The sequence below is a fragment of the Actinoplanes solisilvae genome (assembly GCF_003999975.1).
Classification (GTDB): domain Bacteria; phylum Actinomycetota; class Actinomycetes; order Mycobacteriales; family Micromonosporaceae; genus Actinoplanes; species Actinoplanes solisilvae.
On the sequence record NZ_RJAC01000024.1, the window covers coordinates 1 to 15125 of the forward strand.

Here is a 15125-nt window from a genome sequence, read left to right on the forward strand (position 1 = left end):
GAGCGCACGGCCGCGCCCGCAGAGCTCCGGAACCTCGTCCCCATCCATCAACCCAGTGTAGGTCGAATACCAGGTACCAGTCCGGCCGGTATCGCCAGGCATACCAAGTCATCTCAAAGCGCCCTCTTGTCGGTCCTGTTTTCCCGATGCAGTATCGCCTTGATACCAGGTACGAGAGGGGAACTTTAGAAATGCGTGCTGTGGGCTTGTCCGACTTCGGTGGCCCCGACGTCCTGCGGGTCGTGGAGCTTCCCGAACCGCACGCCGGCTACGGCGAGATCCGGATCCGGGTACGCGCCGCGGCGGTTCGCGACCAGCTCCACCGCGTCCTAGCTGGTCACCCACGGCGGACCGGCGGCTCCGGCCCTTGTCCACGGCTACTCGGCGGCCTACTGGCTCGCGGCCGCCTTCGTCGTCGCGGCCGCCGTGGTGTCCGCGGTCCTGGTCAACGCCGGCGCCCCGAAGCACTCACCCGACTCGGACGCCGTTCCCGTGTCGGCCCACTGAACTATCCCGCCGGGCGAGATCCGCGGGACCTGAAACCGGAGCACACGCCCTGACCTCAGTTCGCCCAGCCGGCCACCGCCAGGAACTGCCGCATCCGGTGGACCGCCAGCCCGGGGTCGGCCAGCGCGCCGGCCTCGTCGGCGAGTTCGAAGAGGCGTACGAGGTGGCCGACCGACCGGGCACTCTGGGCGCCGCCGAGCAGGTGGAAGTGGCGCTGGTGGCCGTTGAGCCAGGCGAGGAAGACCACCCCGGTCTTGTAGGCCGAGGTCGGGGCCGCGAACAGGTGCCGGGCCATCGGGACGGTCGGCGCCAGCACCGCGGAGAAGCCGTCCGGGTCGCCGGCGTCGAGCCGGGCGATCGCGGCCCGGGCCGGGGCCGCGATCGCGTCGAAGACACCGAGCAGCGCGTCGCTGTGGCCGAGCTCGTCACCACGGATCAGGGTGTCGTAGTGGAAGTCGTCGCCGGTGAGCATCCGCACGCCGGGCGGAAGGCGGCGGCGCAGGGCGACCTCGCGTCCGGCGTCCAACAGGGACACTTTTATCCCGGCGACCCGGCCCGGGTGCGTGCGCATCACCCGCAGCACCGTCTCGGTGGCGACGTCGAGGTCCGCGTCGCCCCAGTAGCCGGTCATGGCCGGGTCGAAGGCCGCGCCGAGCCAGTGCAGCAGCACCGGGCCGCCGGCCTGGCCGAGCACGCGGTCGTAGACGTACAGGTAGTCGTCGGGACTTTTGGCGGTGGCGGCCAACAGGCGGCTGCCCATCAGTACGGGGACGCCGCCGGACTGCTCGATGAGTGCGGCCTGCTCCAGGTAGGCGTCCGCGATGTCGTCCAGGCTCCATGCCGTGAACGGGTCGAGCTGGTCGGTCGCCGCGCCGAAGGCCAGGGCCGCACCGCTGCCGCGGGCCTCCGCCCCCGATCGTACGATCAGCTCTCTGGCTTGTGGCCAGGTGAGGCCGCCGCCGCGCTGGGCCGTGTCCATGCCGTCGGCGACGCCGAGACCCAGGCTCCACACGTGGCGCCGGAAGGCCAGCGTGGCGTCCCAGTCGATGACCGCGGGCGTGCCCGGCTCGGCCTCGGCGAACGGGTCGATCACCACGTGCGCCGCGGCGTAGACCGTCCGGGACACCGGCGGCGGGCCGGTGAAGTCGTGCAGGGCGAGGCGCTCGCGAGTCCGGTGGGTGCGGGCGCCACCGCCCGGCGACGGCAGGCTCAGCTCGGGCATCAAGAATGCTCCTCGCCGAGCACGAGGGCGGCGCCCTTCTCCCCGATCATCATCGACGGCGCCTGCGTGTTGCCGCTGATGATGTTCGGCATGATCGACGAGTCGATGACCCGCAGCCCGGCCAGACCGTGCACGCGCAGCTCCGGATCCACGACGGCCATGTCGTCGATGCCCATCTTGCAGCTCCCCACCGGGTGGTAGTCGGTCTTGCCCCAGGTGGTGATGAACTCCCGGATCTGTTCGTCGGTCTCGACGTCCGGGCCCGGCATCCGCTCCTGCTTGAGGTAGGGCCGGAACGCCTCGGCGGCGAGCACCTTGCGGATCCACCGGAAGCCCTGCACCGCGACCGCCATGTCGTCGGGGTGGGACAGGTAGTTCGGGTCGACCGACGGCGGCACGGCCGGATCGGCGCTGGTCAGCTTCACCTCGCCCCGGCTGCGGGGCCTGATGTGGCAGGCCAGGATCGTGATGCCGTGACCCGGCACCTTGTCGGCGCTGCGCGCCAGATCCTTCCAGACCACGTACGCCGGAAGCATGTGCAGTTGAATGTCGGGGTACGCGACATCGTCGCCGCTGCGCACGAACGCGCCCGCCTCGGTGATGGTCGCCGTGGCTGGACCCGTGCGGTAGAGCAGGTATTGGAGCCCGTGCAGCGCCGCCCGATATGGACGGTCCTCGCCGGTGTAGGTGACCGGCTGGGCGGCCTCCGCCGTGATGTAGACCTCGAGCTGGTCGTGCAGGTTCTTGCCGACGCCGGGCAGTTCGTGCACGGGCTCGATGCCGACTGCCCGCAGCTCGTCGGCCGGGCCGATGCCGGAGAGCAGCAGCAGTCGCGGCGAGTTGATCGCGCCGGCGCTGAGGATCACCTTCCGGCGCGCGGTGACGGTGACCGGCTTGCCCGCACGGCTGTAGGTCACCCCGGTCGCCCGCCCGTCGGAGACGTTGACTCTGGTCACCTCGGCGCCGGTGCGTACGGTCAGGTTGCGGCGCTTGCGCACCGGGTGGAGGAACGCCGTGGCCGCACTCTCGCGGCGGGCCTTGCGCTGCGTGACCTGGTGATAGAAGACGCCCTCCTGCTCGGCGCCGTTGGGGTCCGCGGAGAAGGGGACGCCCACCTGCTGCGCGGCCCGGACGAAGGCCTGCGACATCGGGTTGTGCTGCACCTGGTCGGCGACATTGAGCTCGCCCGAGACGCCGTGGTAGTCGTCGCCGAGGCGCTCGTTGCGCTCGTGCGTTTTGAAGTAGGGCAGGACGTCGTCGTAACCCCAGCCCTTGTTGCCGAGGTCGCGCCAGGTGTCGTAGTCACCCCGATTGCCTCGTACGTACAGCATCGCGTTGACCGACGTGCTGCCGCCGAGCAGCTTGCCCTGCGGCAGGAACATCCGCCGCCCGCGCATGAATCTCTGCGGGACCGTGTCGAACAGCCAGTTGGCCTTGGTGCCCATCAGCATGCCGAAGCCGGCCGGGATGTGCACCAGCGGCGACACGTCACGCCCACCGGCCTCGAGCAGGAGCACCGAGGTGCCCGGGTCGGCGCTGAGCCGGTTGGCCAGCACGCATCCGGCGGCGCCCGCTCCGACGATGATGTAGTCGTATGTCTTGGGCACGGAGGTCCCTCCTTCTCAGGTCCGGCCGGGGCGCCAGTCAGCGCCCAGAGCCCGCTGGTCGAAGATGGCGCGGTCCATCGTCCGGACGTCGGCGGCCACCTCGACCTGCCGGTCCAGCAGCTTCAGGACGTCGGTCTCGAGGTCGATGCCCGGGGCCACCTCGACGAGCACGAGGCCGCGAGGTCCCAGTTCGAAGACCGCGCGCTCGGTGACGTAGAGGATCCGCTGGCCGCGCCGGCGGGCCTCGTGCGCGCTGAAGGTGATCTGGTCGACGGCCGGGACGAACTTGCGGTTGCGGCCCTCCTGGCGCAGGGTCAGCCGGCCGTCACCGGGCACGGCGTCAAGCCCGCCCGCGGTGAACGTGCCGCAGAAGACGACCGTGCTCGCGTTCTGCGAGATGTTGACGAAACCGCCGGTGCCGATCACCCGGCTGCCGAACTTCGACACGTTTACGTTGCCCTCACGGTCGATCTGAGCGAAGCCGAGAAACGCGATGTCGAGGCCGCCGCCGTCGTAGAAGTCGAACTGTGCGGGCTGATCGAGGATCGCGTCGGCGTTGGTGGCGACCCCGAAGATGACGCCGCGGGCCGGCACCCCGCCCACGAGGCCCTGCTCGATGGTGAGCGTGAAATGCTCCGACCAGCCTTCCTCGGCGGCGACCGCGGCCACGCCGTCGGCGATGCCCACCCCCAGGTTGACCACGTCACCGTCACGGATCTCGGCCAGCGCGCGCCGGGCGACGACCTTGCGCTGGTCGAGCGGGAAGACCTCGAGCGAGCTGAGCGCCGCCTTGAGCTCGCCGGAGAAGGCCGGGTTGTAGGCGTGCGAGACGACCTGCCGCTGCTCGGGGTGCACGACCACCACGTCGACGCAGATGCCCGGGACCACCACCAGGCGAGGGTCCAGCGAGCCGCGCCGGGCGACCTGTTTGACCTGGGCGATCACCAGACCACCGCGGTTTCGGGTGGCCTGGGCCATGGCCAGCGTCTCCAGGCGGGCACCCTCCTGCTCCAGCGAGATGTTGCCGTTCTCGTCGGCGGTCGTGCCGCGGATGAAGCAGACGTCGAGATCCATCGACGGGTAGAACAGCCATTCCCGGCCGGCGAGCTCCACCACCTGGACCAGGTCCTCGGTGGTGACGTGGTTGAGCTTGCCACCCTCGACCCGCGGGTCGCAGAAGGTGCCGATGCCGACGTGGGTCACGACCCCGGGACGACCGGCGGCGATCTCCCGGAACAGCTGGCTCAGCACGCCCTGCGGGAAGTTGTACGCCTCGAAGGCTCCCTGGTCGGCCAGTTCGCTCATGCGCGGGGCCATGCCCCAGTTGCCGGCCACGATCCGCCGGGCCAGGCCGGGCTGGGCGAGGTGGTCCATCCCGCCGCCGGCCCGGTCGCCGATGCCGGTCGTGTGCACCAGCGTCAGAGCGGCCGGCGCCGCGGTGTCGCGGAAGCGGCGGCCGAGCGCCTCCAGCAGCAGATCGGGTTCGAGCAGGCCGCCGCCGGAACCACCGATGGCCAAGGTGTCACCCGGCTGGATGCGGGCGACCGCCTCGTCGGCGCTGAGGAAGGCGGGCCCGCCGCGGATCCGGCGCGACGGGGTGGTCGGCGCGGTGCCGGGCGCGGTGGTCGGCGCGGTGCCGGGCGCGGTGGTCGGCGCGGTGCCGGGCGCGGTGGTCGGCGCGGTGCCGGGCGCGGTGGTCACAGCATCACCCCGCCGCCGTTGAGGTGCAGGGTCTGCCCGTGCAGCAGGGTGGCGCCGGGGCCGGCCAGGAAGACCACGGCCGGGGCCACCTCGTGGGCCTCGCCGAGCCGACGGATCACCAGGTCGCGGGTCCGCTGGTCGACCCACTCGGGAGTCTTGTCGGGAGCGATGAACGGGGTGTCGATCGGGCCGGGCGCGATCGCGTTGACCCGGACGGCCGGGCCGACCTCGCGGGCCAGGGCCCGGGTCAGGCCGACCACTCCCGCTTTGGCGGCGCAGTAGCTGACGAAGTCGTGCGCGCCCTTGAAGGCGAGCTGACTGGACATGTTGACGATCACTCCTTCGCCGCGCTGCAGCATGCCGGGAATCACGTGCCGGCAGGCCAGGAAGACGCCGGTGAGGTCGGGTTCGACGGTGCGCCGCCAGTCGGCCAGCGACAGTTCGGCGAAGCGCCCGGCCCGCTGGTAGCCCGCGTTGTTGACCAGGACGTCGACCGTTCCGACCTCGGCGACCATCCGTTCGACCTGGTCCCAGTCGGTGATGTCGGCCTCGACGGCAACGGCGTCGGGCAGCCGCTTCACGGTCTCGGCGGCCAGGTCTGGCTGGCCGAGGTGATGCACCGCGACCCTTGCTCCGGCGGCGGCGACGGCCTCGACGATGGGGGCGCCCAGGCCGCCCAGCGCGCCGGTGACCAGGACCGTCTTGCCCGCCAGCGGCTTGTCCACGCTCATCGGGCGTACCAGGCCGGGGCGGCGGCGCGGCGCATCTGGACGGTCTTCAGTTCGGTGAAGAACTCCAGGCCCTCGCGTCCGAACTCGGCGGCGTAACCGCTGTCGCGGCGTCCGCCCAGCGGTAGCTCGGGGAACGCGTCGGTGGACCCGTTGACCCACACGGTGCCGGTGCGCAGGGCGAAGGTGAGATCCAGGGCCTCGTCGAGGTCGGTGGTCCAGACCGAGGCGGCCAGGCCGAACGAGGACCGGTTCGCCCGCCGGGCCACGTCCACCACATCCTCGTACGGCTGGACCACGACGACGGGACCGAACAACTCCTCCCGTACGCCGTGATTGGTGTCTTCCTCGCTCCAGAGCACCGTGGGACTCAGGAACGGAGCGGCGGCGGTGCCGGCCACCTCCGCGGGCGCGCCGCCGGAGACCAGGGTGGCACCCTGCGAGACGGCCTTGCCGACGCCGGCGAGCACGCCCTCGTAGTGGGCGGCGGAGACCAGCGGGCCCATCTCGGTCGCGGCGTCGTAGGGGTCGCCGAGCCGCATCGTGCTCGCCCGGGCGGCCATCCGGGACGTCAGTTCCTCGGCGATGCGCGCGTCGGCCAGAATCCGGGAACCGGCGACACAGACCTGGCCCTGGTTGAAGAACGACGCGAACAGAAGTCCTTCGACGGCCTCGTCGAGGTCGGCGTTGCGGGTGACGATCACCGGGGTCTTGCCGCCGGCCTCCATGGCGACGCGTTTGAGCCGCTGCGAACCGGCTGCCGCCGCGATCCGGCGGCCGGTGCCGGTGGAGCCGGTGAAGCTGATGACGTCGCTGTCGGGGTGCGCGACCAGGGCGGCCCCCGCGGCCCCGTCGGCGACGACCACCGACATCACCCCGGGATCGAGCCCGGCCTCGGAGAGCAGCGCTGCGACGGCCAGTGTGCTCAGCGGGGTCAGCGGGCTCGGCTTGACGACGACCGTGCATCCGGCGGCGAGCGCCGGCGGCAGCTTCTGCCCGAGAATGGCGAGGGGGAAGTTCCACGGGATGATCAGCCCGGCGACGCCCGCCGGTTCGCGGACGGTGAACGCGAACAGGTCGGGGCTGATGTCGCGCAGGGTGCGGCCGTTGAGGTCGCGGGCCAGGCCGGCGAAGTACTCGAAGGCGTTCACCGTCGCGGCGACCTCACCGCGGGCCTCGCGGATCGGCTTGCCCGTCTCGAGCACCAGCATCTCGGCGAACCGCTCGGCGCGCTGCTCGAGCAGCATCGCCGTCCGGGCCAGCACCCGGCCCCGGTCGCGGCCGGTGGCCCGGCCCCAGGGGCCGTCGTCGAACGCCGCACGCGCCGTCGCGAGGGCGTCCTCGACGCCGCCTTCGCCTTTGTCACCGCCGTGGAACAGCACGGTCCCGGTGGCCGGACTGATCCGCGGGTCCAGCTCGTGCTCGGCGGCGACACCCCGGCCGGCGATGAGCGAGCCGATCACGGGCACCCCGTCGCGCTCGGCGACGACGGCGGGTCCGATCAGGTCGGTCCAACTGGTCATGACGCGGCTCCGATGCGGGTGGTGGTAACGGCCCGGCCGCGGCGGGCGGCGGCTCTGCGGTCGAGGAAGGCCTGCTTGCGACTGCGTGAGGACTCCAGCCCGGCGGTGAAGGCGGCCAGCGCCGGTTCCAGCGGCAGGTCGTGGTGGTAGCCGGCCAGCACCTGTTTGGCCAGCGTCAGCGCGGTCGGCTCGCAGGCGAGGAAGCCGTCGACGACCTCGGCCAGTTTCCGGCTCAGCCCGTTCGATTCGGCGACGGCGGTGACGATGCCGAGAGCACCGGCCCGCTCGCCGTCGACCAGCTCTCCGGTGAGCAGCAGGTGCCGGGCGACGCCCAGACCGGTGATCTCGACCAGGCGGGCGAGCCCGCTCCAGGCCGGCAGGTTGCCCAGCCGCAGCTCGGGGAAGCCGAGCAGAGCGTCGTCCGCCGCGACCCGCACATCGCAGGCCAGGGCCAGCTCGAAACCGCCACCGACGGCGGCGCCCTCGATCAGGGCGACACTGGGCACGGGCAGCGCGGCGACGGCGGCGAAGGCCGACCGGCCGAGCCGGGACAGGTCGGCGGCCACCGGGCCGCTCGGGTTGACCCACTCGGCGATGTCGGCGCCCGCGCAGAAGGTTCCGCCGGCGCCCCGCACGACCACGGCGCGTATGTCGCCGCGCCGCTCGAGATCCGAGGTCACGTCGAGCAGGGACTCGAGCATCGGCCGGTCCAGGGCGTTGCGTTTGGCCGGGCGGTCCAGGGTCAGGGTGGCCACCGAGCGGTCGTCGACCTCGAGGGTCACTGGCATGACGTACTCCTGTTTCTGCTTCGGCTTCGGTCAGGCCCGGCGGCGTTTGGTGAGCTGATCGATGACCAGGGCCAGGATGATCGCGCCGCCGACCGCGACCTGCTGATAGAAGGCCTGCACGTTGAGCGTGGTCAGCCCGGCGGTCAGCGTCGCGATGAGCACGGCCCCGAAGGCGGCGCCCACCATGCTGGCCTCGCCGCCGGCGAGCTTGGTGCCGCCCATCACCGTGGCGGCGATGGCGGTCAGCAGCAGGTCGCCGCCGAGGGTGGGGTCGGCGGCGCCGAGGCGGGCGGTGAGGACGGCGCCGGCCAGGCCTGCGGTCGCGCCGGCCACCACGTACGCCATCGCGGTGTTGCGGCCCACCGAGATGCCGGCCAGCCGGGCCACCTCGGAGTTGCCGCCGATGGCGGTCAGGTATTCGCCGAAGGTGGTGAATTTGAGGACCAGCGCGGAGCCGACCGTCAGCAGGATGAACAGCAGCACCGGGATCGGGATGCCCACGACACCGCCGGCGAGCAGGTCGGCGAAGCCGGTCGGGATGCCGTAGACGGCCTGGCCGCCCGCGATGATCAGGGCCAGGCCGGCGAAGATGCCCATGGTGCCGAGGGTGATGATGAACGGGGTGATCCGGGTGATGGTGATCAGCACCCCGTTCGCCAGCCCGCAGAGCGCGCCGACGGCGATGGCCCCGAGGACGGCGATTCCCGCCGGCAGCGTGTGCGACATGAGTCCGCTGCACACCGCGGCCACGGCGACCACCGAGCCGATGGACAGGTCGATGCCGCCGGTGAGCAGCACATAGGTCTGACCCAGGGCGAGGATGCCGACGACGGACGCCTGCAGCAGCACGTTGAGCATGTTGCCGCCGTCGAGGAACAGCGGCCGGGCGATGCCGAACCCGAGGCCCAGGACGACGATCACCCCGAGCAGTCCGGCCTGACGGGCGATACGGCTGATGAAGTCACGGGCGGGCGTGACCGCGCTGGGTGGTGGCAGGGTCTCCGGAAGTGTCTCGGTGGTGCTCATGGGCGTTCTCCTTGGGTGCGGTGCAGGCCGTCACTCGGCGGCGGCATGACGGACCACCGTCTCCTCGGTGGCCTCGGAGCGGGCGAGCTCGGCGACTATCCGGCCGCGGCGCATGACCAGGACGCGATCGCTCATGCCGAGGACCTCAGGCAGGTCGGAGGAGATCATCAGAATGGCCTTGCCCTCGTCGGCGAGGTGGCGCATCAGCGTGTGGATCTCGCCTTTGGCGCCGACGTCGATGCCGCGGGTGGGTTCGTCGAAGATGAAGACGTCGCTGTCGGAGAGCAGCCAGCGGCCGAGGACGACCTTCTGCTGAGTGCCTCCGGAGAGCTTGCCGACCGGCATCTCGGCCCGCATCTTGGTGTTCAGCGGTCGCAGGACCTTCTCGGTCATGCTGCTCTGGCGCCGGCGGTCCAGAAAGCCGAACCGGGTGGGCGGGCGCATCAGCGTGGTGTTGGACGCGGTGGTCATGCCCAGCACCAGGCTCTGGTTCTTGCGGTCCTCGGTGAGCAGGGCGATGCCGGCCTTGATGGCGTCGCTGGGCCGGCGGATCGAGGCACGCTTGCCGCGCACGTAGATCGTGCCCGCGCTGGGCCGGTCGGCGCCGAAGATGGCCCGGGCCAGTTCCGTGCGCCCGGCTCCGACCATCCCGGCCATGCCGACGATCTCGCCGCGGCGCAGCACCATCGAGCAGTCGTGCAGCACCCCGGGACGGCACAGCCCCTCGACCCGCAAGGCCTCCTCCCCCACCGGCGCGTCGCCGCGGGGCACACCGATCGCCGCCAGCTCCCGGCCCACCATCAGACGAACCAGGTGCTCCTCACCCGAGACCTGCGTACGGGTGAGCGAGTCGACGCGCTTGCCGTCGCGCAGGACGGTGACCCGGTCGGAGAGGTCCATGACTTCCCGGAGCCGGTGCGAGACGTAGATGATCGCCTTGCCGGCGGCCCGGAGCGAGTCGATGATCGCGAACAGCCGGTCGCACTCCTGCGTGGTCAGCGAGGCCGTCGGCTCGTCCATGATGATGATCCGGGCGTCCACGCTCAGCGCCCGGGCCAGCTCGATCATCTGCTGGTGCGCGACACTGAGCGTGGACACCGGAACGTCCGAGCGGGCGTCGAAACCGAGCCGGGACAACGCCGTACGGGCCCGCCGCCGCGCCTCGGCCCAGTCGATGACCCCGGCCTTGGTCCGCTCCTGGCCGAGCACGACGTTCTGCACGGCCGTCAGCTGGGGCACCAGGTTCAGCTCCTGGTGCACCATGGCTATCCCGGCGCGCATCGCGTCGGCCGGCCGGCCGAAGTGGGCCGCTTCGCCGTCGACCAGGATCTCGCCCGAGTCTGCCGGCTGCACCCCGAAAATGATCTTCAGCACGGTGGACTTGCCGGCGCCGTTCTCACCGAGCAGGGTGTGCACCTCGCCCGGGTGGACCGTCAGGCTGACATCTTGCAGGGCCTTGACCCCGGGAAAGGTCTTGGTGATGTCCCGGAGCGCGAGGACCGCGGCGCGGTCGGACATGGTGCTCCTACTTGTAGAGAGTGGTCAGGACCTGGCCCTGCGCGTCGTAGTAGTCGTCAACCGTGTCCTTCGTGATCAGCTGGGCCGGGGCGACGACCCACTGCGGGACCTGCTGGCCTTCGAGCAGCCGTACGGCCGACTCGACGGCCCAGAAGCCCTCGTAGTACGGCAGCGGGCTGACGGTCGCGGTGATCGCGCCCGACCGCACACTGGCCACCGCTTCCGGGACACCGTCGGTGCCGATCACGGCGATCTTCTTGCCGGAGGCCTGCACGGCCTTGGCCACGCCGATCGCCATGGTGTCGTTGTTGGCGTAGATGCCCTTCAGGTTCGGGTTCTGCCGGATGATCTGCTGGGTGGCGGCATAGGACTTGTCCGCGTCCCAATCGCCGGGCACGCTCGCCACGAGCTTGAGCTTGGCGTCCTTGGCCACCCCCTCCTTGAAGCCCTTGATACGCAGGATCGCCGCGCTGGAGCCGGCCTGCCCCTCGATCTGGGCCACCTCTCCACCTTCGGGGAACAACTTCGCCAGTTCCGTCGCCGCCTGGCTGCCGTCGAGCTCGTGGTCGGGGCCGACATAGGTGGTCGCGGCGATCCGGGCGTCGTCGACGTTGACGACCGGTGCGCCCTGGCCCTGCATCTGCATGAGGGCGGGCGTGAGGTTGGAGGTGCTCTCCGGAGCGATGACGTAGGCGTCGAACTTCTGTCCGACCAGGGTCTGCGCGATGGTGAGCTGCTCGGTCTGGGCACTCTCGCTGCTGGCCGCCTGCACGGTGATGTCGACCCCGAACTGCTGGCCGGCCGCCTGCGCGCCCTTCTGGATGCCCTGCCAGTACTGGTTGGTCAGCGACTTGAGGACGATCCCGACGCGGTACTTCTTCTGGGCGGTCAGGTCGCCGAGCTGGCTGTTGAGCTTGACCCCCTCGACCTGGCTGACGCCTTCCTTGTCACTGCCGTACGAGTACTTCGCCGTGGTGGTGTTGGCCTGCCCCCCGCTGGCGACCTCGCTGGCCGAGCTGCACGCGCCGAGAGCCAGGGCTGCCGTGGACGCTACGGCGACGGCCACCGTTCCTTTGGAAATCCTCATGTCGGTTCCGTTCTGCTGAAGTTTTCTACCTTTACGCTTTGTTTCGGCAATGGTGCCGGAAACCGGTTTCCGACACGGTCAAAAAAAGAGTGGAACAATCTCGTCGTCGTCATTTTCGGTCGATTCACAACCGCACGAGCGGCGAACGACGAGATCCGGTCTCAGCACCACCCGCTCGGGCGGCGCGACCACCGACTGGTCGGCGTGCCGCGCCCGCATGCGCCGGGCCAACGTCTGGGCGGCGGTGCGGCCGACCGCCCGGGCCCGGCTGTCGACCGAGGTCAGCCCCACTCCCGACAGCCGGCCGACCCAGATGTTGTCGAAACCGACCACGGCCAGGTCGGCGGGGACCCGGATGCCGCGAGCGGCGCAGAACTCGAGCACGGCGATCGCCATGCGGTCGTTGGCCACGAACACCGCGGTGGGCGGATCGGGAACGGCGAGCACCGCGGTCATCGCCGCGGCGGCGCCGGACTCGGTGGTGGCGTCGCACACCAGGCGCTCGTCGACGTCGAGCCCGGCCGAGCGCAAGGCTTCGAGGTAACCGTCGCGACGCAGCCGGAACGGCACGACATTGAGAGGCCCGGCCAGGTGGGCGACGCGACGGTGGCCGTGGCCGAGCAGATGCTCGACCGCCAACCGCGCGCCCAGGACGTTGTCGATCACGACGGTGTCAGCCGGGGTGGCGTCGAGGGCCCGGCTGGCCAGCACGACGTCGACGTCCGACTCGACCAGGCGGGCGACGGCCTCGTCCTCCATCGTGACGGCAGCCATGATCAAGCCGTCGACCTGCCGCTGCAACATGGACCGCACCAGGTCGGCCTCTTTGGCCGGCCGCCCGTCGGTGCTGCCGAGAAGCAGCGTGTATTCGCTCTCGCCGATGACCTCCTCGACCCCGGCGATTAGCTCCGGATAGAAAGGGTTCGTGATGCTGGCGACGATGACGCCGACCGTGTTGCTGCGCCTGTTCGAAAGGCCCTGGGCGATGGCGTTGGGCTGGAACTCGAGCTCGCGGACCGCCGCCGCGATCCGCTCACGGGTCTCGGCGGAGATGTAGTAGCCCTTGTCGCCCAGGAATTTGGAGACGGTCGCCTTGGACACCCCGGCGGCGGCGGCGACGTCACTGATCGTCGCGCGCTGCGTGCCGCGTCGTGTCGGAAACCGGTTTCTCACGCCTCCGATCGTGCCGTCGCACGATTCACATGTCAAGACCGTTGCGGCCATGTTTCCGCTGCTCAGCCGCTTGGCCGAGCCGGTCCGGCACCGACCCATCCATCAATGACGATGCAGCCGTCACCAGGTTCACCGCCGTGCGACCGAGGTTCGGCGGCTGTCTCCGGACCGGACCCCGTTGAGCTTGAGCGCGTCGACCACGAGATGGAACCCGTTGGTCACCACCGGGGGAGGCCGGACGGGTACACGGGTCATTTGACTCGGGGAGGCGTGACAGCGGTCATGAGCCCCCGGCTTCGCCGGATTCGCCGCTCACGTCGGGACGACCTCCGGTGACCACGACGAGTTCGTAGACGTTCCCGTCCGGGCCCCGGAAGTGCTGCCACGTCGGGCCGCTCTCGCCGAGAAGCTCGACGCCGGCCGTCCGCAGCTCGGCCACCGCGGCTGCCAGATCACGTACGGCGAAACCGGCGACCGGACCGGTGTCGAAATGCTCCTTGCCCGCGAAGCCGACGCCGAAGATCTCGACGTTGCTGCCGTCGGGAAGCTGGAACACCCGGAACCCCGGCTCCTCGTGTATCAGACGCAGGCCCAGCACCCGTGCATAGAAGTCGGCCAGCGCGTCGGCCTCCCCGGTCCGCACGCCGAGCCAGCCCAAGCCCGTGATCTCCATGACCACCTCCCACCGCCCATGGAACACCTCTGTCGCCCGGTGTCGCCGTGCGGCCGCGACGTGGTGGCGCGAAAATGATCCGTTCGCCGAGCGGGCTCGTAGAGTTGGCGGCATGACTGTGAGCTGGTATGCGGTCGAGTTCGACTGCCGGGACGCCCGCAAGGTGGCCGAGTTCTGGAACGCGGCGACCGGATGGGCGATCGTCGAGGACGCCTCGGTCAAGGGCCACCTCGTGGTGCGGCCCGGTGGTGGGCTCCCGCAGATCACGTTCAACGAGGTGCCCGAGCCCAAGACGGTCAAGAACCGCGTGCACCTGGACATCACGTCCGACGACTTCGACGCCGACGTGCGGCGGCTGCTCGAGCTGGGCGCCACCCGCCTGCACGACTTCGACGGCTGGACGACGTTCCGGGACGTCGAGGGCAACGAGTTCGACCTCGTGGCGGTCTGAGGGCCGCGCCCGCACGGCCGAAAGGGCTCGACGGACAAGCGTGACGAGCGACGCTGCCGGAACTCGGTACCGCCGAGCGCCTCGAACGAGCGTAGGCTCGGTGGCGGATCAGTTCGTCAGTGCGTTGACGGGCCAGCGCCCACCGGGCGTGCTGCCCCCAGACCTCGGCAGTCCCACAGGGCCACTCTCTGAGTCAAGGGCCGAGCGCTGCCAGACGATCCGTTCGCGAGTTTCGTCATTGACGTCATCCACCGGGTGACCGGGCCTACGCCGTGTCCCTCCCGGGCGACCACGGTCGCCGGTGGAAGGTGAACCGTCATGACCGCGACAACGAGCTATCCCGTACGCGTGAACGCGCGCATGGACCCCCACCTGTCACGTTGGCTGTGGCTGGTCAAATGGATCCTGATCATCCCGCACTACATCGCGCTCGTCTTCCTGTGGATCGCGTTCATCGCCCTGTCCGTGGTGGCGTTCTTCGCGATCCTGTTCACCGGTAGATACCCCCGGCCTGTGTTCAACTTCAACCTCGGGGTGATGCGCTGGACCTGGCGTGTCAACTACTACGCCTACAGCGCCCTGGGCACCGACCGGTACCCGCCGTTCACCCTGGCCGAGGTGCCCGACTACCCCGCCCAACTGCACGTGCCCTACCCCGAACACCTCTCCCGCGGGCTGGTCCTGGTCAAGTGGTGGCTGCTCGCCATCCCGCACTACCTGATCGTCGCGTTCTTCGCCGGCGGCGGCACGTGGCTCGCCACCCGTGACGACACGCAGAACTACACGTGGGCCAGCAACGGCCTCATCGGACTCCTGGTCCTCATCGCCGCGATCATCCTGACGGTGACGGGCCGCTATCCCGACGGTCTCTACAACCTGATCCTGGGCCTGAACCGGTGGGTGCTGCGGGTCGCCGCGTACACGTCCTTGATGACCGACGCCTATCCGCCGTTCCGGCTGGACACCGGCGGCACCGACCCGGGCGAGCCGCTCATCGTCCCGGCACGCTGACCGAAAGCGGTGTCCTCTCCGGTCCACCGCCGGGCGGATCCTGGAGACCGGCACCCACGCCGAACTGCCGACCCGCCCGGACGGCCACTACGCGGCGGTGTGGCGCGCCC

At 70.5% G+C, this 15125-nt stretch carries 13 protein-coding genes; 2 read left to right on the plus strand and 11 right to left on the minus strand.

Annotation, left to right across the window (positions count from 1 at the left end; translation table 11 throughout):
- Nucleotides 1-562: 562 nt before the first annotated feature.
- The 11 genes from EER30_RS37890 to EER30_RS37945 form a co-directional block, all read right to left on the minus strand.
- Nucleotides 563-1729 (minus strand): dihydrodipicolinate synthase family protein, encoded by a 1167-nt coding sequence (locus EER30_RS37890; protein WP_127506128.1) that lies wholly within the window; start codon nucleotides 1727-1729, stop codon nucleotides 563-565.
- The gene (locus tag EER30_RS37895) at nucleotides 1729-3336 is read right to left on the minus strand and encodes a GMC family oxidoreductase (RefSeq protein ID WP_127506130.1); all 1608 of its coding nucleotides are present in this window, start codon (nucleotides 3334-3336) and stop codon (nucleotides 1729-1731) included. The genes EER30_RS37890 and EER30_RS37895 overlap by 1 nt, the downstream gene beginning before the upstream one ends.
- Nucleotides 3337-3351: 15 nt before the next feature.
- Nucleotides 3352-5037 carry an acyl CoA:acetate/3-ketoacid CoA transferase gene (locus EER30_RS37900; RefSeq protein WP_205650593.1) on the minus strand — a complete coding sequence of 562 codons (1686 nt, stop codon included), beginning with the start codon at nucleotides 5035-5037 and terminating at the stop codon, nucleotides 3352-3354.
- Nucleotides 5034-5768, minus strand: a complete 735-nt coding sequence (locus tag EER30_RS37910) for an SDR family NAD(P)-dependent oxidoreductase (protein ID WP_127506132.1) — start codon at nucleotides 5766-5768, stop codon at nucleotides 5034-5036. Before EER30_RS37910 ends, EER30_RS37900 begins: the two co-directional genes overlap by 4 nt.
- On the minus strand, nucleotides 5765-7288 hold the full coding sequence (locus tag EER30_RS37915; RefSeq protein ID WP_127506134.1) for an aldehyde dehydrogenase family protein: 1524 nt from the start codon (nucleotides 7286-7288) through the stop codon (nucleotides 5765-5767). The genes EER30_RS37910 and EER30_RS37915 overlap by 4 nt, the downstream gene beginning before the upstream one ends.
- Nucleotides 7285-8076 carry an enoyl-CoA hydratase/isomerase family protein gene (locus EER30_RS37920; RefSeq protein WP_127506136.1) on the minus strand — a complete coding sequence of 264 codons (792 nt, stop codon included), beginning with the start codon at nucleotides 8074-8076 and terminating at the stop codon, nucleotides 7285-7287. The genes EER30_RS37915 and EER30_RS37920 overlap by 4 nt, the downstream gene beginning before the upstream one ends.
- Before the next feature lie 30 nt (nucleotides 8077-8106).
- Nucleotides 8107-9102 carry an ABC transporter permease gene (locus tag EER30_RS37925; protein ID WP_127506138.1) on the minus strand — a complete coding sequence of 332 codons (996 nt, stop codon included), beginning with the start codon at nucleotides 9100-9102 and terminating at the stop codon, nucleotides 8107-8109.
- 30 nt (nucleotides 9103-9132) lie between these two features.
- Nucleotides 9133-10620, minus strand: coding sequence for a sugar ABC transporter ATP-binding protein (locus tag EER30_RS37930; RefSeq protein ID WP_127506140.1), 1488 nt, complete (start codon nucleotides 10618-10620; stop codon nucleotides 9133-9135).
- A gap of 7 nt (nucleotides 10621-10627) precedes the next feature.
- Nucleotides 10628-11707 (minus strand): sugar ABC transporter substrate-binding protein, encoded by a 1080-nt coding sequence (locus EER30_RS37935; protein ID WP_127506142.1) that lies wholly within the window; start codon nucleotides 11705-11707, stop codon nucleotides 10628-10630.
- Nucleotides 11708-11785: 78 nt separating this feature from the next.
- Nucleotides 11786-12880, minus strand: coding sequence for a LacI family DNA-binding transcriptional regulator (locus EER30_RS37940; RefSeq protein WP_164842628.1), 1095 nt, complete (start codon nucleotides 12878-12880; stop codon nucleotides 11786-11788).
- A 280-nt stretch (nucleotides 12881-13160) separates the two neighbouring features.
- Nucleotides 13161-13553, minus strand: coding sequence for a VOC family protein (locus EER30_RS37945; RefSeq protein ID WP_127506147.1), 393 nt, complete (start codon nucleotides 13551-13553; stop codon nucleotides 13161-13163).
- A gap of 112 nt (nucleotides 13554-13665) precedes the next feature.
- Between EER30_RS37945 and EER30_RS37950 the strand changes: the two genes are divergently transcribed.
- The gene (locus EER30_RS37950) at nucleotides 13666-14004 is read left to right on the plus strand and encodes a VOC family protein (protein ID WP_127506149.1); all 339 of its coding nucleotides are present in this window, start codon (nucleotides 13666-13668) and stop codon (nucleotides 14002-14004) included.
- 318 nt (nucleotides 14005-14322) lie between these two features.
- Complete coding sequence (locus tag EER30_RS37955; RefSeq protein WP_127506151.1) at nucleotides 14323-15015, plus strand: DUF4389 domain-containing protein; 693 nt, start codon at nucleotides 14323-14325, stop codon at nucleotides 15013-15015.
- Nucleotides 15016-15125 lie beyond the last annotated feature (110 nt).